The 22,164-nt window shown below is 67.4% G+C and carries 20 protein-coding genes; 13 read left to right on the plus strand and 7 right to left on the minus strand.

Annotated elements, in window-relative coordinates:
• The first annotated feature begins 5 nt into the window (after positions 1-5).
• The 5 genes from R5H19_RS03150 (at position 6) to R5H19_RS03170 (ending at position 10,091) form a co-directional block, all read left to right on the plus strand.
• Positions 6-1,586 carry a S41 family peptidase gene (locus R5H19_RS03150; RefSeq protein WP_318157516.1) on the plus strand — a complete coding sequence of 527 codons (1,581 nt, stop codon included), beginning with the start codon at positions 6-8 and terminating at the stop codon, positions 1,584-1,586.
• Complete coding sequence (locus R5H19_RS03155; RefSeq protein ID WP_318157517.1) at positions 1,583-3,067, plus strand: M20/M25/M40 family metallo-hydrolase; 1,485 nt, start codon at positions 1,583-1,585, stop codon at positions 3,065-3,067. Before R5H19_RS03150 ends, R5H19_RS03155 begins: the two co-directional genes overlap by 4 nt.
• A 29-nt stretch (positions 3,068-3,096) precedes the next feature.
• A complete protein-coding gene (locus tag R5H19_RS03160) occupies positions 3,097-4,389 on the plus strand; it encodes a hypothetical protein (protein WP_318157518.1) in 1,293 nt (430 codons plus the stop codon).
• Positions 4,390-4,726: 337 nt separating this feature from the next.
• Positions 4,727-7,774 (plus strand): TonB-dependent receptor, encoded by a 3,048-nt coding sequence (locus R5H19_RS03165; protein WP_318157519.1) that lies wholly within the window; start codon positions 4,727-4,729, stop codon positions 7,772-7,774.
• Positions 7,775-7,970: 196 nt separating this feature from the next.
• The gene (locus R5H19_RS03170) at positions 7,971-10,091 is read left to right on the plus strand and encodes a prolyl oligopeptidase family serine peptidase (protein WP_318157520.1); all 2,121 of its coding nucleotides are present in this window, start codon (positions 7,971-7,973) and stop codon (positions 10,089-10,091) included.
• Positions 10,092-10,180: 89 nt separating this feature from the next.
• Here the strand turns inward: R5H19_RS03170 and hemE are convergent, their stop codons facing one another.
• The 4 genes from hemE to R5H19_RS03190 form a co-directional block, all read right to left on the minus strand.
• The gene (hemE, locus tag R5H19_RS03175) at positions 10,181-11,251 is read right to left on the minus strand and encodes a uroporphyrinogen decarboxylase (protein ID WP_318157521.1); all 1,071 of its coding nucleotides are present in this window, start codon (positions 11,249-11,251) and stop codon (positions 10,181-10,183) included.
• Between the two features lie 5 nt (positions 11,252-11,256).
• Positions 11,257-11,517 carry a WGR domain-containing protein gene (locus tag R5H19_RS03180; RefSeq protein WP_056387319.1) on the minus strand — a complete coding sequence of 87 codons (261 nt, stop codon included), beginning with the start codon at positions 11,515-11,517 and terminating at the stop codon, positions 11,257-11,259.
• A gap of 110 nt (positions 11,518-11,627) precedes the next feature.
• Positions 11,628-12,719 (minus strand): 3-dehydroquinate synthase, encoded by a 1,092-nt coding sequence (gene aroB, locus R5H19_RS03185; RefSeq protein ID WP_318157522.1) that lies wholly within the window; start codon positions 12,717-12,719, stop codon positions 11,628-11,630.
• Positions 12,716-13,270, minus strand: coding sequence for a shikimate kinase (locus R5H19_RS03190; RefSeq protein WP_318157523.1), 555 nt, complete (start codon positions 13,268-13,270; stop codon positions 12,716-12,718). The genes aroB and R5H19_RS03190 overlap by 4 nt, the downstream gene beginning before the upstream one ends.
• Positions 13,271-13,323: 53 nt before the next feature.
• Here R5H19_RS03190 and R5H19_RS03195 point away from each other — a divergent pair, with 53 nt between their 5' ends.
• From R5H19_RS03195 to R5H19_RS03205, 3 genes are all read left to right on the plus strand, one after another.
• Positions 13,324-14,157 (plus strand): SDR family oxidoreductase, encoded by an 834-nt coding sequence (locus R5H19_RS03195; protein ID WP_318157524.1) that lies wholly within the window; start codon positions 13,324-13,326, stop codon positions 14,155-14,157.
• A gap of 24 nt (positions 14,158-14,181) precedes the next feature.
• Positions 14,182-14,508, plus strand: a complete 327-nt coding sequence (locus R5H19_RS03200; protein WP_318157525.1) for a YbjQ family protein — start codon at positions 14,182-14,184, stop codon at positions 14,506-14,508.
• Positions 14,509-14,618: 110 nt separating this feature from the next.
• Positions 14,619-14,822 (plus strand): dodecin family protein, encoded by a 204-nt coding sequence (locus R5H19_RS03205; RefSeq protein ID WP_318157526.1) that lies wholly within the window; start codon positions 14,619-14,621, stop codon positions 14,820-14,822.
• 51 nt (positions 14,823-14,873) lie between these two features.
• Here the strand turns inward: R5H19_RS03205 and R5H19_RS03210 are convergent, their stop codons facing one another.
• Positions 14,874-15,704 (minus strand): kinase, encoded by an 831-nt coding sequence (locus tag R5H19_RS03210; RefSeq protein ID WP_318157527.1) that lies wholly within the window; start codon positions 15,702-15,704, stop codon positions 14,874-14,876.
• Positions 15,705-15,937: 233 nt separating this feature from the next.
• On the opposite strand from R5H19_RS03210, the gene pdxH reads away from it, so the two are divergent.
• The 3 genes from pdxH to R5H19_RS03225 are packed head-to-tail and all read left to right on the plus strand — an operon-like array spanning position 15,938 to position 17,793.
• Positions 15,938-16,525, plus strand: coding sequence for a pyridoxamine 5'-phosphate oxidase (pdxH, locus tag R5H19_RS03215; RefSeq protein WP_318157528.1), 588 nt, complete (start codon positions 15,938-15,940; stop codon positions 16,523-16,525).
• Positions 16,522-16,962, plus strand: a complete 441-nt coding sequence (locus R5H19_RS03220) for a secondary thiamine-phosphate synthase enzyme YjbQ (RefSeq protein ID WP_318157529.1) — start codon at positions 16,522-16,524, stop codon at positions 16,960-16,962. The genes pdxH and R5H19_RS03220 overlap by 4 nt, the downstream gene beginning before the upstream one ends.
• Before the next feature lie 3 nt (positions 16,963-16,965).
• Positions 16,966-17,793: a cobalamin-binding protein gene (locus R5H19_RS03225; protein WP_318157530.1), complete on the plus strand. Its 828-nt coding sequence runs from the start codon at positions 16,966-16,968 to the stop codon at positions 17,791-17,793.
• 230 nt (positions 17,794-18,023) lie between these two features.
• On the opposite strand, the gene R5H19_RS03230 is transcribed toward R5H19_RS03225, so the two are convergent.
• Together R5H19_RS03230 and proC are read right to left on the minus strand one after the other, a co-directional pair.
• On the minus strand, positions 18,024-18,599 hold the full coding sequence (locus R5H19_RS03230; RefSeq protein ID WP_318157531.1) for a YggT family protein: 576 nt from the start codon (positions 18,597-18,599) through the stop codon (positions 18,024-18,026).
• Complete coding sequence (gene proC, locus R5H19_RS03235; RefSeq protein WP_318157532.1) at positions 18,596-19,420, minus strand: pyrroline-5-carboxylate reductase; 825 nt, start codon at positions 19,418-19,420, stop codon at positions 18,596-18,598. The genes R5H19_RS03230 and proC overlap by 4 nt, the downstream gene beginning before the upstream one ends.
• A gap of 357 nt (positions 19,421-19,777) precedes the next feature.
• Between proC and R5H19_RS03240 the strand changes: the two genes are divergently transcribed.
• Complete coding sequence (locus R5H19_RS03240; protein WP_318157533.1) at positions 19,778-20,815, plus strand: type IV pilus twitching motility protein PilT; 1,038 nt, start codon at positions 19,778-19,780, stop codon at positions 20,813-20,815.
• Positions 20,816-20,972: 157 nt separating this feature from the next.
• Complete coding sequence (locus R5H19_RS03245; protein WP_318157534.1) at positions 20,973-22,139, plus strand: PilT/PilU family type 4a pilus ATPase; 1,167 nt, start codon at positions 20,973-20,975, stop codon at positions 22,137-22,139.
• The last annotated feature ends 25 nt before the right edge of the window (positions 22,140-22,164 follow it).

Genomic DNA, 22,164 nt, shown 5'->3' on the forward strand with positions numbered 1-22,164 from the left:
ACGCGATGAGTTGTTCCATGCTGCGGAGGATCACCCGGGGCTCGCTGGGGGTGCTGACGGCCACCTTGCTGGCTGTCGCCACTGCCGGTACGGCGCTGGCGGCGCACAGCCCGATGGTGGTGTCGCAGTTCAAGATGCACGACCTGAGCCGCAATGACCTGGGCGCCAGGACCGGCGACACCTTCATCACCCGCAAGCAGGCGATGGAGGATCTGGATGCCTTGGGCGATGCCATCGCGGGCAACAGTTCCTATATCTGGTCGACCACCTTTCCCTATCGCGACATGATCGAGCAGATCAAGACGCGGTTGCCGGCAAAGGTTTCGGTCAACGGTCTGTCGACCCAGGTCAACAAGTTCGTGCGCCTGTTCGGCGACGATCATGCGCAGGTGGTCGACTGGACCAAGCGCATTCCGCAGGGCAGCCTGCCGTTCCAGTTCGGCAAGTCCGACACGCGCTATTTCATTTTCACCCTGGCTCCGGCTGGCTTCGTCAACAAGGATTTCCCGTACGTGCGCTCGATCGACGGTGTGCTGATCGACGAATGGGTGCGGGTGGCCGGCGACATCGCCCAGGGGCCTTACAGTTCGACCGCCGCGCGCGAGTCGAAGGGCTATGGCCTGCTGCCCTTCGTCGACTACCTGCGTGGCGAAATGGGCCTGCCGATCAAACCCGACGCCGTGCTGGAAATGGTGTCGGAGAATGGGCGCGAGTCCACCCGCATGACGGTTCCCGTCTCCGCGGCACCGGTGAAGCGCGAGCTGAGCACGTTCCGTCTGCCCGACGAAAGCCGCCTGCTGGAAGGCAATGTCGGCTACCTGCGCGTACCCGCGCACATGGGCGACAAGGCCAAGCGGTTCATCGCCACAGTCGACCAGACCATGGCCGAATTCCGCAACACCGACGCGCTGATCATCGACGCGCGCATGAGCGGCGGCGGTGCGCGTCGCGTGCTCAATTCGCTGTTCCCGTACCTGATGAAGGCCGACGACAAGCCGTACATCTTCAATGTGGTCAAGCTGCGCCTGCCCGAGAACGACCCCGACTTCGGCCCGTTGGCGGTGTTCGATGACGACGCCAAGCGTTTCCTGTACGCGCCCAACCCGGCCAATCCGGCGAACGAGGCCGAGGCTTACCGCGAGTTTGCCAAGACCTTCCGCCCGGTCTGGAATCCGCCGGCGGACAAGTTCACCGACTGGTACTTCATGACCCAGCGTCCGCGTGCGGACAAGCCGTACTATGGCAAGCCGGTGTACATGCTGGTCGACTGGGGCATGGGCAGCGCCGGCGATATCTTCGCTTCGGCGTTCAAGGGCTGGCGCAACGTCATCACGCTGGGCACGCCGACGATGGGCCGCAGCGGGCAGAGCGTGGTGTTTCCGCTGCCGCACAGCAAGCTCGGCGTGAATCTCTCGACCATGGCCTCGTTCCAGAAAACCGGTGAGCGTTACGACACCGCCGGCATCCGCCCCGACATCGTCGTCGAGCCGGCGCCGACCGACTGGTTCGGTGCGACCGACACCGTGCTCGAGCGCGCGCGCGCCATGATCGCGATGCGATTGGCCGACGAGGCAGCGGCAAGATGATCCGCGCCCTCGCGCCCCGTCGCGTGAAACGGTGGGCGCTGGCCACGGCACTGGCCGCCGTCATGCCCGCCGCATGGGCGTCGTCCGCAGCTCCACCGGTCGGCGCGCCGACGGAGGCCGATCGTGCCCTGGCGCGTGAGGTGATCGAGCAGTTGATCCGCATCCCCACGGTCAAGGGCAACGGCCAGGTGCCGGTGCTCGCGGCTGCGCTGGCGCAGCGCTTCCGCGACGCCGGCTTTGCCGCTGACGATATCCAGATCATCCCATCGCAAAGCGATGGCGACACCACCGCCGCGCTGGTCGTGCGCTATCGCGGCCCAGCGGGCTCTCCCCGCTTGCCGGTGGCGATACTCGGCCACATGGACGTGGTTGGCGCGGTGGCGTCCAACTGGAGCGTCGATCCGTTCGTGCCGGTCGAGAAGGACGGCTACCTGTACGGCCGCGGCAGCGTCGACAACAAGGCCCAGGTCGCCTTGGTCACGACCAGCTTCATCCGCCTCAAGCGCGCCGGCTGGAAGCCTTCGCGGGATCTGGTGCTGGCGCTTTCCGGTGACGAGGAATCGGGCAGCCGGACCACGCAGCTGCTGACGCGGCACCCCTGGATCAAAGGCGCCGAGTTTGCGCTGAACGCGGATTCGGGCACGGGCGACATGAGTGCGGATGGCTCGAACAAGGCCTTCTTCATCCAGGCGGCGGAAAAGACCTCCGTGAGCTACAAGGTGGAGACGCGCAACAGCGGCGGCCACAGCTCGGTGCCGCGCCCGGACAATGCGCTCTACGACATGGCCGCCGCGCTCCAGGCGCTGCGCGAGCTGCGCTTTCCGGTGCAGTTCAACGACATCAACCGGGCGATGGTGGCCGAATTGGCGGCCAAGCGCGGCGGCGCGTTGGGCAAGGCGTTCCAGACCTTGCTCGACCATCCCGGGGACGCCGCGGCGCGCGCGGTCGTGGAGCAGTCGCCGGAGGACGCCCATGTGCTGTGGACGACTTGCGTGCCGACGATGGTGGAGGGCGGCAATGCACGCAACGCGCTGCCGCAGAACGTCAGCCTCACGGTGCATTGCCGGATCTTTCCCGGCGTGTCGCCGGAGTCGGTGCGCGACACGCTGGCCGCGGCGGTCGCCCCGGCAAATGCACGGGTCAGCATCGACGCGGCGCGCGCCTCCAGCCCGGCGTCGCCGATCCACCCCGGCTTGTTCGCTGCGGTCCGCAAGGCGGTCGACGCGAACTATCGCGGAGCCACGCTCACGCCGCAGATGTCATCGGGCGGCACCGACGGCCGCTATTTCCGCCTTGCCGGCATTCCCACCTACGGCGTGGGCAGCCTGGTGCAGGTGCGTCCGGACGATGACCGGGCCCACGGCATCGACGAGCGCGTCCGGCTCGATTCCTTCGCGCGTGAACTCGACTTCTGGGACGTCCTGCTGAAGGACATCGCCGGCGATCCGCCAGCCGGCCACCCTGGGCAACCGCCACCCTGATCAACGACGGCATCAACGGAGCAAGAGCATTGCAACACGACAACACCATGCCGGTAACGGCGGAATCCGCGCGCACGGTGACATGCCCGGTATCGCGGGTCGGCGACGGCAGCGCGCATCACTTCTTCGGCTACTACAACAAGCCGGTATGGAGCGCCGACGGCCGCCGCATGCTGGCCAATCGCGTGAACGTCATGCAGGGCGAGCTGGGCCCGCACTTCGCCGCGCAGGTCGGCTATTTCGACATGGCCGATGGCGAACGTTTCCACGCCATCGGCGAAACCACCACCTGGAACTTCCAGATGGGCTGCCAGTTGCAGTGGCTTGAGAACACGCCATCCAGCGTGATTTTCAACACCCGCAGCTTCGCCGCCAAGGACACTTACGCGGATTTCGGTTCGACCATCGTGGATCTGGATACCGGCGCCACGCGCACGCTGCCGCTGCCCGTGTACGTGGTCGCGCCCAGCGGCGAGTACGCGCTGTGCATCGACTATGACCGCCTGCAACTGGCGCATCCGACCATCGGCTACTTCCCTCACACGCCGCGCCAGCCGTTGCCGCTGGCCCCGGCCGACGAGGGCATTCGCCGCATGGACCTGGCTACCGGCAAGCACTCGCTCATCGTGACGATGGCACAGCTGCGCCAGCTGCAGCCGGTCGCATCGATGGAGCGGGCATTCCATTGGGTGACGCACCTGGAGATCGCGCCGGGCTCGGCACGCTTCCTGTTCCTGCATCGCTGGACCGAGTGCGTCGACGACGAGACGCGCTGGCTGCACCGGCTGTTCACCGTCAATGCCGACGGCAGCGACCTGCGCTTGCTGGAATGCGGCGACCATCCGCTGCCGCCGCTGGGCGCACCGCCGAGCGGCATCTTCGACTACGAGAAGGCGATCTGGCAGTTGTCGCACCCGACCTGGCGCGACGATGGCCACGTGATGGTCTGGGGTCCGCATCAGGCCCAAGCCAACTACCACCTCTACGACGAACGCAGCGGGCAGGTCGAGGTGGTCGGGCGCGGCGTGCTCACCGAGAACGGGCACATGACCTACTCGCCGGACAAGCGCTGGATCCTGTCCGACACCTACCCGGACGATGAGGACCACCGCCTGCTGATCCTGTTCGACACGCAGACCGGGCAGCGTATCGACATCGGCCGTTTCTACACCGACCCGGCGCTGGGCAAGATCAACCGTTGCGACCTGCATCCGCGCTGGAGCCGATGCGGCACGAAGGTCTGCATCGATTCGGTGCACGAGCACCAGCGTCAGCTGTACGTCGTGGACGTGCGCGCCGTGGTGGGGCAGCCAGCGAGCTGAGTGTGCCCGGGGAAGCGTGACGGGCGCACGCGAGGCGTTCGACGCATGAAGTGACGAGGGCGGCGGCAGGGCGGCCTCGTCACCACCGGAGTGCCCTTGGCGTCCCGGTGTCGAGCTCGCCCGAGACATCGGTCTGGCAGGACCCGCGGAGAACCCACGTCACCCCGCTTGACGAAACACCCCGCGAAGTCGCTTCTCCACGAAGCCCTTCGTTCGGAATACTTGTATACATTTACCTTGTATAATTGTATACATTTGCTCGGGACGACGAATCCCCGCCTCTGTGGCATCGCCACCAAGGCCCTGCAAGTCATTGAAAACACAACTGGAGGGGAGTATGCGACGCAAGACCACGAAGCTGTTCGAAGCCATTTCCGTTGCGCTGATCATTGGTGCGGGGGTGCCATCCGTCGCCCTGGCAGGCCCGCAGGCGCAGAGCGCGGCTCCAGCGCAAGCCGCCAAGTCGGACGTGACCTACCTGGATGGCGTCCAGGTCACCGGCTCACGTATCCGCCAGGCGGACATCGAGACCGCGCAGCCGATCCAGATCATCACCCGCAACGACATCGAGAAGCAGGGTTTCCAGAGCATCGGCGACATCCTCCAGAACATCACCGCCACCGGCAATCCGCCGCTCAGCCGCGCCAGCCCCAGCAGCTCCGGCCCGAACGCCGGCGGCACCTACATCAGCCTGCGCGACCTGGGCGCCGAGCGCACCCTGGTCCTGATCAACGGCAAGCGCATGGGCGTGGGCATCAACGGCCGCGCCGACCTGTCGCTGATTCCCGCTGCGGCGGTGGAAAGCATCGAAGTGCTCAAGGACGGCGCCTCGTCGACCTACGGCTCCGACGCGATCGCCGGCGTCGTCAACATCATCACCCGCAGCAATTTCGACGGCAGTTCCATCAGCGCCTATTACGGCCAGTACGACGAAGGCGACGGCGCGGTCAAGAAAGTCGAGTTCGTTACCGGTTTCAAGAGCGAGCGCGGCTCGCTGACCCTGGCTGCCGAGCTGGCGCAGGAGGACCGCGTCGCCGCCGCCGATCGCCCGTGGAGCCGCTACCCGCGCTCGTACCTGCATCCGGAGCGCGACTGGAGCACCAACAGCGACCAGGGTGGTTTCGTCAGTCGCCCGGCCGATGCGCTGCCGAACGTCGTCTACGCCGGCAATACCCGCGTGATGCTGCGTCCGGGCGGCGACCCGCGCAATCGCGCCGACTACATCAACCAGAACACAGACACCGGCCGCTGCACGCCGGCCTCGTTGGCCAACCCGGGCCCGGGCACCTGTACGCCGGGCTCGACCGCCGGCAAGCACAACTCGCAGGAACTGGCCGACACGCTGATCCCGCGCGACTGGCACTCGATGTACGCCGATGGCCGCCTGAACCTCAGCGAGAACCTGAGCCTGTCGACCAACCTGCTGTACACCAGGCGCTCCAGCACGCGCATCACGGCCGGGCGTCCGCTGCAGGGCAACACCTACGGCATCGCGGTATCGAAAGACAGCTACTTCAATCCCACCGGCGCGGACATCACCAACTGGTGGCGCCGTACCCAGGAAGTGCCGCGCGAGACGCGCAACGATCTGAGCACCCTGCGTTTCGCCACCGCTCTGGAAGGCCATTTCGAGGTCGGCGAGCGCTGGTTCGACTGGGACGTGTCCTACGTCTACAACAAGAACAACCTCGACATGTCCAGCGGTTCGGACATGGGTCTGGACCGTATCGCCGCCGCCGTCGGTCCGTCGTTCCGCGACGCCAGCGGCAAGCTGGTCTGCGGTACCGCGGCCAAGCCGATCGCCGGCTGCGTGCCGTGGAGCCCGTTCGTCCCCTACGGCACCGTCGCCGAGGGCGGGCTGACCGGCAACAAGCCGCTGCAGGACTATCTGTTCCACGTCGAGCAGGATCGCGGCATGACCGCCACTTCGGTGCTGGCTGCCAACCTGTCCGGCAGCGTGCTGCGGCTGCCCGCCGGTGAGCTGGGCTTTGCGGTCGGTGCCGAGCAACGCAAGGAACGCGGGTCGTTCATTCCCGATGCGATGTCGGTGTCCGGGTTGTCCACCAACCAGGGCGACAATCCGACCCGCGGCGAATACTCGGTAAGAGAGCTCTACGCCGAATTCCAGGTCCCGGTGCTGGCCGATCTGCCGTTTGCCAGGGAGTTGACGCTCAACCTGGCCACGCGCTACTCGGACTACGACACCTTCGGCAGCACCAGCAACCACAAGTTCGGCGTGAAGTGGAAGCCGCTCGACACGCTGCTGTTGCGCGCCACCTTCGCCGACGGCTTCCGTGCGCCGACGATCTCGGACATGTTCGCCGGCACCTCGGAAACCGCCTCGGTGTTCACCGACCCTTGCGATGTCGTGTACGGCAGTTCGGCGACCAACGCCACCACGCGCGCTAACTGCCGTCGCGACCTGGGCGCGGCGGCGGACACCTTCCGTCAGCTCAACTCGGCGGGCCTGCCGGTCACTTCACCCAACTCCAACGCGCCCACGCCGTTCTACTCCGGCTCCAATCCGTCGTTGGATCCGGAGTCCTCGCGCTCCAGAACGCTGGGTGTGGTGTGGAGCCCGTCCTTCCTGGAGGGCTTCAACGTGGCGGTGGACAAGTGGAACATCCGCATCACCGACATCATCGTCGGCGACACGCCCAAGGCCATGCTCGAGGACTGCTACGTGCTCGGACTGGCTGATCGCTGCGGCATGCGCCCGGGCAACGGTTTCGCCCGTGATCCGGCCACCGGCACGGTGACCAGCATGTACTTCGGCGGCACCAACGCCGGCTTCCGCGACGTGGAAGGCTACGACCTGGATCTGTCCTACCGTTACAACGCCGGCAACCTGGGCGATTTCCGCGTCCAGTCCAGCTCGACCTACGTGGTGCACGACCTGAATACCAGTTCGAACCAGCCGCAGCTGCCGCTGTCGCGTATTGGCTGGGGTGCGGACTTCCGCCTGCGCTCCAACCTCAATGTCGGTTGGGAGAAGGGCCGCTTCGGCGCCACCTTCACGACCCGCTACTTCTCCTCGATGCGCGAGAACTGCGTGTTCTTCACTCCGAGCCCGGTCGGCGTGCCGCCGGTCACCGAACCGCACCTGGAGTGCAACGAGATCGTGTGGGCGCCGACCGGCGTGCTGCGGGCCGACGGTACTCCGGAAAGCCAGCTCTCCCGTCGCCGCAAGGTGGGCGCCACCACGTTCCACGACGTGCAGCTGCGCTACGAGACGCCGTGGAACGCGCGGGTCACGGCCGGCGTCAACAACGTCTTCAAGAAGCAGGGCCCGATCATGTACTCGTTCCCCTCCTCGGGCTCGCCGTACTACGGCGGCTTCGACCAGGGGCGTTTCCTGTACGTGCGTTACACCCAGAAGTTCTGATCCGCTCCGGTGCCGAGCCCGCGCCGCGTTACCCGGACGGGAATGCGGCACGGGTCGGCAGGAGCGTGATTTTGAACATGCTCGGACAGCCGCCCGTCACGGCGGGTGACTGTCCGTTCACCGGAACGGGTTCGAGCCGCGCCTTGCGCGGATGTGCCATCTTCGAGTTTGTCGGAATTCACACGCGGGAGGCTTCATGCGCTCTGTTTCCAGGTCCGTTCGAGCCGTCATCCTCGGTGCCGTCGGCGGCATCGCCATCGCGACGGGCGCCGTGCATGCGCGGCAGCCGGTCGACGCAGCTGATCCCCATGCGTGGCTGGAAAGTGTCGAGGGCGAGCAGGCGCTGGCATGGGTCAAGGCCCGCAATGCCGCCACGCAGGCCGAGCTGGCTTCCACGCCGGCGTTCGAGCAGTTGCAGGCGCAGATCCTCGCCGTGCTGGATTCGGACGTGAAGATTCCGACCGTCAGCAAGATCGGCGGGCATTACTACAATTTCTGGAAGGACGCGCAACACGTGCGCGGCCTGTGGCGTCGCACCACGCTGGAGGAGTTCCGCAAGGACAAGCCGCAGTGGGAAACCGTGCTCGACCTGGATGCCTTGAACAAGGCCGAAGGCACGGCGTGGGTGTGGAAGCGGGTGGAGTGCCTGGCGCCGGAATACCGCCGCTGCCTGATCGGCCTTTCACCGGGCGGTTCCGATGCCGAGGTCACGCGCGAGTTCGATCTGACCAGCAAGACCTTCGTGCAGGACGGTTTCTTCCGTCCGCAGGCCAAGGGAAGGCTGAGCTGGATCGACATCGACACGGTCTACGTGATCACCGACTTCGGCCCGGGCTCGTCCAACAAGGCCGGCTATTCGCGCTTCGTCAAGCAGTGGAAGCGCGGCACGCCGATGGCGTCGGCCACCACCGTGTTCGAAGGTCCGGCCGACAACATCGGCTATGGCCTGTATGCCCGGCGCGACCATACCCCGGGTTTCGTGCGCGATTTCATCCTGCACTACCTCACCAGCCGCGACACGGCACTGTACCTGCGCCAAGGTGATGCCTTGCGCAAGGTCGACGCCCCCGATACGGCCACCAAGCTGGTGCATCGCGAATGGCTGACCATCCAGCTGCGCGAACCGTGGCAGGTGGATGGCAAGACCCATGCCGCCGGCACGCTGCTCGCCACGAAGTTCGACGACTTCATGGCCGGCAAACGCCAGTTCGACGTGTTGTTCGAGCCGACCGACCGCGCTTCCCTGAGCGAGATCACCTGGACCCGCTCGCAACTGATCCTCAACGTGCTCGAAGACGTCAGGAGCCGGCTCAGCGTGCTCACCCCCGGCAAGGATGGCTGGACCGAGACCGCGTTTGCCGGGGCGCCGGCGATGGACCATGTTTCCGTCGAGGCGGTGGACAGCACCGACAGCACGGCAGTGTGGATGACCACCACCGGTTTCCTGACACCCACGACCCTGTCGCTGGTCGAGGTCGGTCGCCCGCCGGAAGTGCTCAAGGCCACGCCGGCATTCTTTGACGATACCAGGGCCATCGTCGAGCAGCATTTCGCCACCTCGAAAGACGGCACCCAGGTGCCGTACTTCGTGGTTCGCGCGAAGGATCTGGCGTTCGATGGCAGCACCCCGACGCTGATGACCGGCTACGGCGGCTTCGGCGTCTCGCGCCTGCCCAGGTACTCCGGCGCCGTCGGCAGAGGCTGGCTGGAGAAAGGCGGCGCCTACGTGATGGCCAATATCCGCGGTGGCGGCGAGTACGGCCCGCGCTGGCACCAGGCCGCATTGAAGGCCAACCGGCACAAGGCATACGAAGATTTCGCCGCCGTCGCGCAGGATCTGGTGGCGCGCAGGATCACCTCGCCCAGGCATCTCGGCATCCAGGGCGGCAGCAACGGCGGCCTGCTGATGGGCAACATGCTGACCCAGTACCCGCAGCTGTTCGGCGCGGTGGTGGTGCAGGTGCCCCTGCTGGACATGCGGCGCTACCACAAGCTGCTGGCCGGCGCGTCGTGGATGGCCGAGTACGGTGACCCGGACCAGCCGGCGGAATGGGACTACATCAAGACCTTCTCCCCTTATCACCTGTTCGACCCGGGCAAGGACTACCCGCCGACCCTGTTCACCACCTCCACCCGCGACGACCGCGTCCATCCCGCCCACGCGCGAAAGATGATGGCCAGAATGCTGGCCGCCGGAAAAAACGTGCGCTACTACGAGAACACCGAGGGCGGCCACGGCGGCTCGGCCAACAACCGGCAGGCCGCTTACATGAATGCGTTGGCGTACACCTTTCTGTGGAATCAGCTGACTGATTGACCCGGGCGTGCCTGCGGGCACGCTGTCGACGCCGATGGCGGCCCTGCAGCGGCCATTTCCCGGTACAACGTGCGCGCGACGCGCTCTTGTCAGGCGCCGCGCAGCATGCGTCCGTAAGCGTGCACTTCATCCACCAGGGCCTTCACGTTTTCCGGGTCGACTTCCGGGGTGATGCCGTGGCCGAGATTGAACACGTGGCCGGGGTGGTTGCCGTAACTGTCGAGCACGGCGCGGGCCTCGCGGCGGATCACCTCGGGGTTGGCGCGCATTACGGCCGGATCAAGGTTGCCCTGCAGGGCGACCTTGCCGGCGACCGCGCGGCGGGCGTCAGCCAGGTCCATGGTCCAGTCGACGCCGAGGGCGGCGCAGCCGGTGTCGGCCATCTCGGCCAGGTGCGCGCCGGCACCCTTGGAGAACAGGATCACCGGCAGCTCGCGTGCGTGCATGTCGGCCTTCAGTGCGGCGACGATTTGCGCCATGTAGCGCAGCGAGAATTCGCGGAACGGGGCAGGGCCGAGCAGGCCGCCCCAGGTGTCGAAGATCATCAGCGCCTGCGCGCCGGCGGCGGCCTGGGCGATCAGGTAGGCGGCGACGGACTGCGCCAGCGTGTCGAGCAACTGGTGGGCGAGCTGCGGGTCGTTCCAGCACATCGACTTCAGTGTGGCGAAATCGCGCGAGCCGCGGCCTTCGACCATGTAGCAGGCCAGCGTCCACGGGCTGCCGGAGAAACCGATCAGCGGCACGCGGCCGTGCAGTTCCTTGCGGATCAGCCGCACCGCGTCCATCACGTAGCGCAGTTCGCCGTCCATGTCGGGCACGGCGAGTTTCGCGACGTCAGCGGCATTGCGCACGGGGCGCGCGAACTGCGGGCCCTCGCCGTGGGCGAACGACAGGCCAAGGCCCATCGCGTCGGGGATGGTGAGGATGTCGGAGAACAGGATCGCCGCGTCCAACTCGAAGCGCTCCAGCGGCTGCAGGGTCACTTCGCAGGCGAACTCGGGGTTCTGCGCCAGGCCCATGAAGCTGCCGGCGCGTGCGCGGGTGGCGCGATATTCGGGCAGGTAGCGGCCGGCCTGGCGCATCACCCAGATCGGCGTGGTGTCGGTGGGCTCGCGGCGCAGTGCGCGCAGGAAGCGGTCGTTCTTCAGCACTTCGGTCATTTCAATCAGCGTCCGTACGGGCCTTCCAGCCCCTGGGCAAACATCAGGCGGAAACCGCGCTTGAGCTGGGCGTCGCGGGCTTTCTCGAAGGCGGCGACCGCCTCGTCGCGTTCCAGGAACTGCTCGCGCTTCATCGTGGCGCGGCCGCCCTGGGTACCGGATTCACGGTACAGCGTCCAGCCGCCGAGCAGGTCCTGCTCCAGCGTGATCTGGACGTAGCGGGGTGCGTCGGTACTGCCGGGCACGGTTTGCAGATAGAGGCGCATGGGTTCCAGGGGTACAGCACGAACGGGCGCGTAGCCGGACGACACAGTTTATAGGATTTGCGCAGGTACACCCGCGGCGCGGTCTGGGCCATGTCGTCACACCCGATGGTTCATCCCGCGGCTTGCAGCACGGCCAGCACGGCGGCCTCGTCCACCCCGCCGACGATCTCGGCCCGCCCGATGCCGCGCCACAGGATCAGCCGCAGCATGCCGGCGGCGTTCTTCTTGTCCAGCCGCATCAGCGCCAACAGCTGCTGCGGATCCATGCCGGACGGGATCGCCACGGGCAGGCCGACGGCTTCCAGCAGGCGCTGCAGGCGGGCGGTAGCGGCCGCTTCGCTCATGTCCAGGCGTTCGGACAACCGTGCAGCGAGCAGCATCCCGACCGCCACGCCTTCGCCGTGCAGCAGGGTGGTGTAGTGGCCGGCGGTCTCCAGCGCATGGCCGAACGTATGGCCGAAGTTGAGCAGGGCGCGTTCGCCCTGCTCGGTTTCGTCGCGGGCGACCACGCCGGCCTTGTACTGAACCTTGCGCGCAATCGCTTCGAGCACGGCGGCAGGGTCGCGCACGGCCAGCGCGTCGGCGTGTCGTTCCAGCCAGGCAAAGAAAGGTTCGTCGCCGATCGCCGCGCCCTTGATCACCTCGGCCAGGCCGGCGCGGTATTCGCGCCCGGGCAAGCTGGCCAGGGTGTCGATGTCGGCGAGCACCGCGCGCGGCTGGTGGAACGCGCCGGCGAGGTTCTTGCCGACCGGCAGGTTGACCCCGGTCTTGCCGCCGACCGAGGAGTCGACCATCGCCAGCAGCGTGGTCGGCATCTGGATGAAGTCGATGCCGCGCATCCAGCATGCCGCGCTGAAACCGGCCAGGTCGCCGACCACGCCGCCGCCCAGCGCGATCACGCAGGCGTCGCGGGTGGCGCCGAGCTGGCCCAGTGCCTCCAGCGCGCGGCCGACGTTGGCGAAGGTCTTGTGCGCCTCGCCGTCGTCGAGCAGGAACGACGACCAGTGCAGTCCGGCCAACCCCCTCTCGATGCGCGGCAGGTACAGCGGCGCCACCGTGGTGTTGCTGACCACCAATGCGTGCCGGCCGCGCAGCATGGCGCGCCAGCGCGCGTGGTCGGCGAGCAGGCCGGCGCCGATCCACACCGGATAGCTGCGCTGGCCGAGGGCGACGGTGATGGTCTGCGCTGCGGGAACGTTCATGCGGTCTGCCTGGGCCGCGCGCCGGAGCGCTGCCAATGGAGGTCGATCAGCGCGATGCAGCGCTCGCTGGCGGCGGCGACGCTGCCGCGTTCGCCGGGCACCGCAAGATCGGCCAGTTCGCGGTAGAGCGGTTCGCGCGCCTGCGCCATCGCCTGCAGCCGTGCGTGACGATCGGGCACGGCCAGCAGCGGGCGGCGTTGGTCGCGCTCCAGCCGCTCCAGTTGCTGCTCGATGGTGGCCTGCAGCCACACCACGTAACCGCGCTCGCCCAGCTGCCTGCGGTTGGCTTCGGCCAGCACCGCGCCGGCGCCGGTGGCCAGCAGCACGTCGGAGCGCCGGCTGCATTCGTCCAGCAGCGCGCTTTCGCGCTGGCGGAAGCCGGCCTCGCCCTCGATCTCGAACACCGTGTTCACGTCCACGCCGCAGTGCTGCTCGATCTCCTGGTCGAGATCGACGAAGCTCAGGCCATAATGCGCAGCAAGCCGTCGGCCGATCGAGGTCTTGCCGGCACCGGTGGGGCCGATGAGAAACAGGTTGGACGATGGGTTCATGGCCAGATGCTAGCAGGGCAGATGCGCCTGGGCAGAGCAACGGGAGGATGGTAGTGGGCGAACGTATCCTGTTGGCCGGATGCGGCGATCTGGGGGAACGCGCGGCGCAACGCCTGCGTGCGCGCGGCGACGAGGTCTGGGCACTGCGGCGTCAGCCGCCGGCGCGCGGCAGACAGGGCATGCACTGGCTGCGCGGCGACCTGACCGATCCGGCCAGCCTGCACGGGCTGCCGGCGGGCATCGAGCGGCTGGTCTACCTGCCGGCCCCGGCGACACGCGACAAGGCGGCGTATCGCGCGATCTTCGTCGACGGCCTGCGCCATCTGCTCGATGCGCTCGATACCGGCAGGCTGAAGCAGGTGGTGCTGGTGTCCTCCAGCGCCGTGTACGGCGAGCACGACGGCGACTGGGTCGATGAGGCGACACCGGTCAACCCGTCGGGCTTCAACGGCGCGGTGCTGCTGGAGGCCGAGCAGTGGCTGGCCGAGCAAGCCCTGCGATCGACCGTGTTGCGATTGGCCGGGCTGTACGGGCCGGGCCGGCTGCAACTGATCGAGCGACTGCGTGCGGGGCAGCTGCGCGTGCCGCGCGAGACACCGCACTGGGCCAACCGGATCCACGTCGACGATGCCGCCACGGCGATCGTGCACCTGCTGGGCCTGGAATCGCCGCGGTCGCTGTACCTCGGCGTGGACGACACGCCGATGCCGCTCGACGAGCTGTACGACTTTCTCGCCGCCCTGGTCGATGCGCCGCTGCCGGCCGAGGGCGCGGCGCCGCCGGGCGTGGGCAGCAAGCGGTTGAGCAACGCGAGGCTGCGTGCCAGCGGCTGGGCACCGCAGTGGCCGGACGCACGCGCAGGCTACGCCGCGCTGCTCGACGGCTGAATCATCCACCGCAGGAGAACCGCCATGGCCAACAGCGTTCCGCATCACCAGGTCAGCGCCACCAACGAGATTCCCGGCTGCCGCATCGTGCGCGGCATCACCGTGCGTTCGCGCAGCGTGGTCGGCAATCTCGGCGCGGCGCTGCAGACCATCGTCGGCGGCAACATTACGATCTACACCGAGCTGTGCGAGAAGGCGCGCGGGGAGGCATTCGAGTTGATGCTGCGACACGCCGCCGCGATGGGCGCGAACGGCGTGGTGGCGATGCGCTACGACGCCAACGAGGTGGCCCAGGGCGTCACCGAGGTGCTGGCCTACGGCACGGCGGTGCAGGTGGAAGCGTCAACGTGAGGTGATTTTGCGGTGCGGCTTGCCCCCGCGGACGGCTGCGGAACACACTCGGGTTTCGGGGCGGGGGAGCGCCGCGTGCCGCTTGCACGATTCCAGCGGAGATTGACGCCATGTCGGTAGCCAAGGTCATCGAAATCAATGCCTCGTCCAGCAAAGGCCTGGAAGACGCCGTGCAGCACGGCCTGAAGAAGGCCGCCGAGTCGGTGAAGAACATCAAGAGCGCCTGGGTCAACGAGATCAAGGCGGTGACCAAGGACGACGGCACGGTCACCGAGTGGCGCGTCAACATGAAGGTCAACTTCATCGTCGACTGAGCGCCCCGCGCCGGCGGAGCCGAGGCAATGCACGCTTCGCCGGCGCCCGGCTCAGCCGTGGCTGAGCCCGGTCACGTGGCGGTCGTCGTCGTACTCCACGCAGGTGTCGGCCAGCGCCGGCAACGTGGCCAGGGCGTGCCGGCTGAGTCGCTCGAAGTGCGCCAGGAACCGTTCCATCGCACGCGCGTCCATCGCCAGCGGCGCATGCCGCGCCAGCAGTTCCTGCTCCTGCTCGCCGCGCCAGCGGCGCACGATCTCCCAGCTCGGCGCCTGCAGCACGATCAGCGCATCGAACTTGCGCCAAAGCGGCTGGTAGCCGCGCAACTGCTTGTTGACCCAGTGCCGCCAGCTGCCGTCCGGGTCTTCGGTGCGCTCCAGTTCGTTGACCGGCCGGGCCAGCGCGGCCTGCAACTGCGGCCGGATGCCCAGCGCCCAGCCTTCCACGATCACCAGCTTCGGCGGCCGCGTGGTGCGCGGCCAGCGCGACGGCGGAAAGCGGGTGTCGCGGCCCTTGTCGAAGCGTGGGTGCGATACCGGCAGCTTGTCCGAGGCGTGCGGCAGAGCGGCCAGCACCGACATCAGCAACTCGATCTCGTGCGTGCCCGGCACGCCGCGGCTGCGCAACAGCGGGTGCACGTCGCGCGCCAGTGCCTCGCGGTCGCTGCGGGCGTAGTAGAAGTCGTCCAGCGAAAGCACCTCGGTGGGCCAGCCGCGGGCCTCGGCCTGCGCCTTCATCACCCGCGCCAGGGTGCTCTTGCCGCTGCCCTGCAGGCCGGACAGGCCAATGATGTACGGGCGGCGCGAGCGGGCGATGCGCCCGGCGTACTGGTCGAGCAGGTGGCCGGCGAGGGCCTCGTTCTGCAGGTCGGCGTGGGGCGTCATCCGCGGGTTACCGTGGTTCCGGGGGGGATTTTCGCCACCGGCAGACTGTGCTGGCGGAGCATGCTGCCGGCGGGCGCGTCGCTGCCGCCTTCACGGGGCATGGCGGAGGATGGCGTCGCCATCCGGGCCGGCTTGGTACTGGAGGGATGGGGCATTGCACTATTATCGGTCAGGTTCACCCGCGCCATGATGGCGCGTGTCGGCCATGATGCAAAAGGAAAGTTTCAGACACCATGCTCAAACCCGAGATTCTAGACACCTTCCGGCGCCTGCTGGAGGAAGCCGTGGCCAGTGGCGAGCGCGAGCCGACCGCGATGAACCTGGCCACCGTGGACGCCTCCGGCCGGGTTGCCTCGCGCATCGTGCTGCTGAAAGGCGCCGACGAGCGCGGCTTCCGTTTCCACACCAATTACCAGAGCGACAAGGGCGGCCAGCTCGAGGCGCACCCGCAGGTGGCGTTGTGCTTCCACTGGAAACAGCTGCGCCAGGGCGTGCAGGTGCGCGTGGAGGGTGTGGCGCGCAAGCTGCAGGCGGAGGAATCGGATGCTTACTTCGCCACTCGCCCGCGCGGCAGCCAGATCGGCGCATGGGCCTCGCTGCAGTCGCAGACGCTGCCCGATCGTGACAGCTTCGAGCAGCGGGTGGCGCGCTACGAGCAGCAGTTCGACGGCCGCGAGGTGACCCGGCCGCCGCACTGGGGCGGTTTCGTGGTGGAGCCGGACATGGTCGAGTTCTGGTACGGCGCCGAGTTCCGCATGCACGAGCGGATGCGCTGGGACCGCCACGGCCAGACCTGGACCAGCCGGATGCTCTACCCATGACCCGGCCGCTGCCCGCCGGGCACGTGGCCCAGGGCGGCTTCACCGTGCACACGCGCGGGCGCGGCTTCAGCGAGATCACCGTGCAGGTCGGCGACGCCGTGGCGGCCAGCCACGTGCAGACCGGCATCGCGCAGGTGTTCACCGCGCACACCAGCTGTTCGCTGCTGATCGGCGAGAACGCGGATCCCGCCGTGCGCGACGACCTCGAACGCTGGTTCGCCCGCGCCGTGCCGGACGGCGACGCGATCTTCCGGCACGACGCGGAGGGCCCGGACGACATGCCGGCGCACGTCCGCTCGATCCTCACCGGGGTCAGCCTCGGCGTGCCGGTACATGGCGGCAAGCTGATGCTGGGTACCTGGCAGGGCATCTACCTGTGGGAACACCGCCTCGACCCGCACCAGCGCAAGGTCACGGTGACCGTGCTGGGGAGCTAGCGGGTGGCCGGCCACGTCAGGCCCGGCGCCACCCGGCCGGACCACTTTCCGCAGCGCATCGTCTGCCTCACCGAGGAGCCGACCGAAGTGCTGTACGCGCTTGGCGAGGAGCGGCGCATCGTCGGCATCTCCGGCTTCACCGTGCGTCCGCCGCGCGCGCGCAGGGAGAAGCCGAAAGTCTCGGCGTTCACCAGCGCGAAGATCGGCGAGATCCTGAAACTTGCACCCGACCTGGCGATCGGCTTCTCCGACATCCAGGCCGACATCGCGCGCGAGCTGGTCAAGGCCGGCGTCGAGGTGTGGATCAGCAACCATCGCAGCGTGGACGGCATCCTCGCCTACATCCGCCGCCTCGGCGCGATGGTCGGCGCGCACGAAAAAGCCGAGGCCTACGCGCAGCGCGCCGAGCGGCACATTGCCGACGTGCGCGCTGCCGCCGCGCAACTGCCGCGGCGGCCGAAGGTGTATTTCGAGGAGTGGGACGAGCCGATCATCACCGGCATCCGCTGGGTCGCCGAGATCGTCGGCATCGCCGGCGGCGACGACTGCTTCCCCGAACTGGCCCGCGAGCCGCTGGCCAGGCAGCGCATCCTGCCGAATGGCGACGAGGTGGTGCGGCGCGCACCGGACATCATCCTCGGCTCGTGGTGCGGCAAGCGTTTTCGCGCCGAGAAAGTGGCGGCGCGACCGGGCTGGGACGCGATTCCCGCGGTACGCCATGGCGACCTGCACGAGATCAAGTCGCCGATCATCTTGCAGCCGGGGCCGGCCGCGCTGTTCGACGGGCTGGACGAGATCCATCGAATCATCGCGGAGTGGGCGCTGCGCTGAGTTTTTTTGCTTCCTCGATGTTGTAGGAGCGCACCTTGTGCGCGATGCTCTTGCTACGCTCAGAGCGAAGAGCATCAGAGGCAAGAGCTTTCGTGCGCCTCCAGCGTCCGAGTTACTTTCTCTCGGGCAAGCGAGAGAAAGTGACTCGCCCTCCGAAGGAGGACGAAAGCTTTTGCTTCAAGGCTTTTGCTTCACGAATGATCAAGCGCCCACTACGAGAGAGAGAAAACTCAGGCGCCCATGGCCAGTCGGGCACCGAGGTCAATCAGCGGGGCGGCGATCAGCAGGCGGGCGAGCAGCAGCGCGATCATCACCGCCATCGGCGCAAAGTCGATCTGGCCGACGACCAGCCGGTCGCGCAGCGGGCGCAGCAGCGGGGCGACGATGCTGCCGGCGAGCTGCAGCAGCGGGTGGCGGCGGTCCACCGCGAACATGCTCAGCAGCGACCAGCCGAAGATCAGCACCAGGTAGAACAGCAGCACGAAGTCGAGCAGTTCGGCCAGCGCCAGCACGACCAGGCCGAGCGGGTGCGGCATCGCGCCGAGCAGGGCGAACAGCAGCAGGCGCTTGAGCAGCATCGCCAGCCACGCCAGCAGCAGGGCGGCCAGGTTGATCCGGCGCCAGTTCGGCAGCGCGCGGCGGATCGGCGCCAGCACCGGGTTGGTGGTGCGGTAGACGAACTGGCTCAGCGGGTTGTGGAAGTCGGCGCGGCAGGCCTCGGCGGCCACGCGCAGCAACAGCAGCACGACCACGGCGTCGAACGCCAGGTCGATCAGCATGGACAGCGCATTCAACAGGTAACTCACGGCAGTTTGTCCAGTTCGGCGGCAAGTTCCGCGCCGCGGCGGGTGGCGGCGGCCACGGCGTGGGCGACGATGTGCGGCAGGCCGTCGGCGGCGAAGCTTTCCAGCGCGGCCTGGGTGGTGCCGTTGGGCGAGGTGACGCGCCGGCGCAGCAGCGCCGGGTCCTCGCCGCCTTCGACCAGCATGCGGCCGGCGCCAAAGCAGGTCTGTGCGGCGAGCGCGCGGGCGGTCTCGCGCGGCAGGCCCTGCGCCACGGCAGCGGCTTCCAGTGCCTCGACCAGGGCGAAGAAATAGGCCGGGCCGGAACCGGACAGCGCGGTGACGGTGTCCATCAGTGCCTCGTCGTCGATCCAGCGGGTGATCCCGGCGGCGTCGAGGATGTGCTGCGCCTGCGCCTTCTGCGCCGCGCTGACCCGGCTGTTTGCGCACAGGCCGGTGGCGCCGGCGCCGATCAGCGCCGGCGTGTTCGGCATGCAGCGCACGATCGGCAGGCCGCTGCCGAACCAGCGTTCCAGCTGATCCAGCCGCACGCCGGCGGCGATCGAGATCAGCAGCGGCCGGTTGCGCTGCAGGGTGTCGCGCAGATCGGCGTGGATCGCCGGCATCACCTGCGGCTTGACCGCCAACAGGATGACCTCGGCGTCCGCCACGGCCAGTCGGTTCTCGGCGTAGCAGGCGACGCCGAATTCGCGGCCGAGCGCCTGGCGCGCCTCGGCCAGCGGCTCGGCCACGCTGAGGGTGGCCGGCGCCACGCCGGTTTTCAGCAGGCCGCCGATCAGGCTGCGCGCCATGTTGCCGCCGCCGATGAAGGCAAGTCGTGTCATGCAGGGTTCCTCGTCCGTCCTGACCGCGTACCTTACCGGAGCCGGCGCGATCGCGACGGATTTTGCCGGCGGCCGGCCGCCATGGATGCCGTGATGATGGCCGGGTGACGATTTTTCGACCGGGTGCGCAAACCGGGTCGACAGTTTGCGCGCCGGCGGCGGAAAGACTGGCCGCACAGCCGGTTGCGCGAGTAGTATCGACGCGGCTGCAAGAGGGGATTCGGGTAGTTCGTCCAGGTGGCGTCGTGGCGCTGAATGCCATGCGTTGCGGCGCACCACGCCTGCGGATGTCATCCGGCCCCGAAGTGGCCCACGAATTCATGCCATCCAGACGATCGGTTGAGGGGAAACGACTTCATGGACATTGCCGAACTGCTTGCCTTCTCGGTGAAGAACAAGGCCTCGGACTTGCACTTGTCCGCCGGGCTGCCGCCGATGATCCGCGTCGATGGCGACGTCCGCCGGATCAACATTCCCGCGCTCGAGCACAAGCAGGTGCACTCGCTGATCTACGACATCATGTCGGACAAGCAGCGGCGCGATTACGAAGAGTTTTACGAAACCGACTTCTCGTTCGAGATTCCCGGGCTGGCACGCTTCCGCGTCAACGCGTTCACCCAGAATCGCGGCGCCGGTGCGGTGTTCCGTACCATTCCGTCCGAGGTGCTGACGCTGGAGGATCTCGGCGCACCGCGCATCTTCAAGGAACTGATCGAGCAGCCGCAGGGCCTGATCCTGGTGACCGGCCCGACCGGCTCGGGCAAGTCGACCACGCTGGCGGCGATGGTCGACCACATCAACAAGAACGAATACGGGCACATGCTCACGATCGAGGACCCGATCGAGTTCGTGCACACCTCGCAGAAGTGCCTGGTGAACCAGCGCGAGGTGCACCGCGACACGCACGGCTTCAACGAGGCGCTGCGCTCGGCGCTGCGCGAGGACCCGGACTACATCCTGGTCGGCGAGTTGCGCGACCTGGAAACCATCCGCCTGGCGCTGACCGCCGCGGAAACCGGCCACCTGGTGTTCGCCACCGTGCATACCAGCTCGGCGGCCAAGACCATCGACCGCATCATCGACGTGTTCCCTGCCGGCGAGAAGCCGATGGTGCGCTCGATGCTGTCCGAAAGCCTGCGTGCGGTGATCTCGCAGTCGCTGCTGAAGAAGGTCGGCGGCGGGCGCATCGCGGCGCACGAGATCATGGTCGGCATCCCGGCCATCCGCAACCTGATCCGCGAGGACAAGGTGGCGCAGATGTACTCGTCGATCCAGACCGGCCAGCAGTTCGGCATGCAGACGCTGGACCAGTGCCTGCAGGATCTGGTTAAGCGCGGCCTGGTGACGCGTCAGCAGGCGCAGGGCTACGCCAAGAACAAGGACGGCTTCAGGTGAGGCGGAACGCGGAAAATGAGGAAAGCGGATCGTCCGGTCCGCGGCGGATCGACATCCATGGCTCCGGCATGATGCCCGGCTCGCGCCCCGGTGTTTCCCCAAACCACGTGTTCCCCGCCCTCCATTCTCCGTTCCCCGTTGCGGGAGGATCCAACCCATGAGCGACTTCGATTTCACCTCGTTCCTGAAACTGATGGTGCACAAGAAGGCATCGGACCTGTTCATCACGGCGGGCGTGGCGCCATCGATGAAGGTGCAGGGGCGCATCGTGCCGATCACGCAAAGCCCCCTCAGCGTGCAGCAGGCACGTGACATGGTGCTCAACGTGATGACGCCGGGCCAGCGCGAGGAATTCGAGAAGACTCACGAGTGCCAGTTTGCGATCTCCGCCCAGGGCGTGGGCCGCTTCCGCGTGTCGTGCTTCTACCAGCGCAACTGCGTGGGCATGGTGCTGCGCCGGATCGAGTCGAAGATCCCCTCCATCGAGGAGCTGACCCTGCCGCCGGTGATCAAGCAGCTGGCGATGACCAAGCGCGGCATCATCGTTTTCGTCGGCGCCACCGGCTCGGGCAAGTCGACCTCGCTGGCGGCGATGATCGGCTACCGCAACCAGAACTCGACCGGCCACATCATCACCATCGAGGACCCGATCGAGTACGTGCACAAGCACGAGGGCTGCATCATCACCCAACGTGAGGTCGGCATCGACACCGACAGCTGGGACAACGCGCTGAAGAACACCCTGCGCCAGGCACCGGACGTGATCATGATCGGCGAGATCCGCACCCGCGAGGGCATGGACCACGCGATCGCCTTCGCCGAAACCGGCCACCTGGTGCTGTGCACGCTGCACGCGAACAACGCGAACCAGGCGATGGACCGCATCCTGCACTTCTTCCCGGAAGACCGCCGCCAGCAGCTGCTGATGGACCTGTCGCTGAACCTGAAGGGCATCGTGGCGCAGATGCTGATTCCCACCCCGGACGGCAAGGCGCGCCGGGTGGCGGTGGAGATCCTGCTGGGCACGCCGCTGGTGCAGGACTACATCCGCCAGGGCGAGATCCACAAGCTGAAGGAAGTGATGAAGGAATCCACCCTGCTCGGCATGAAGACCTTCGACCAGAGCCTGGTCGAGCTGTACCACGCCGGCGAGATCAGCTACGAGGACGCTTTGCGTTACGCCGACAGCGCCAACGAGGTGCGCCTGCGCATCAAGCTGGCGCAGGGCGGCGATGCGCATACCCTGTCGCAGGGCCTGGACGGCGTCGAGCTGGAAGAAACCGGCGACGCGCAGAACTTCGGCGGCAACTTCCTGAACCGCTGAGCGTCAAGCAGTGCACCGGAAACGA

The sequence above is a fragment of the Rhodanobacter sp. KK11 genome (assembly GCF_033345435.1).
Taxonomy (GTDB): domain Bacteria; phylum Pseudomonadota; class Gammaproteobacteria; order Xanthomonadales; family Rhodanobacteraceae; genus Rhodanobacter.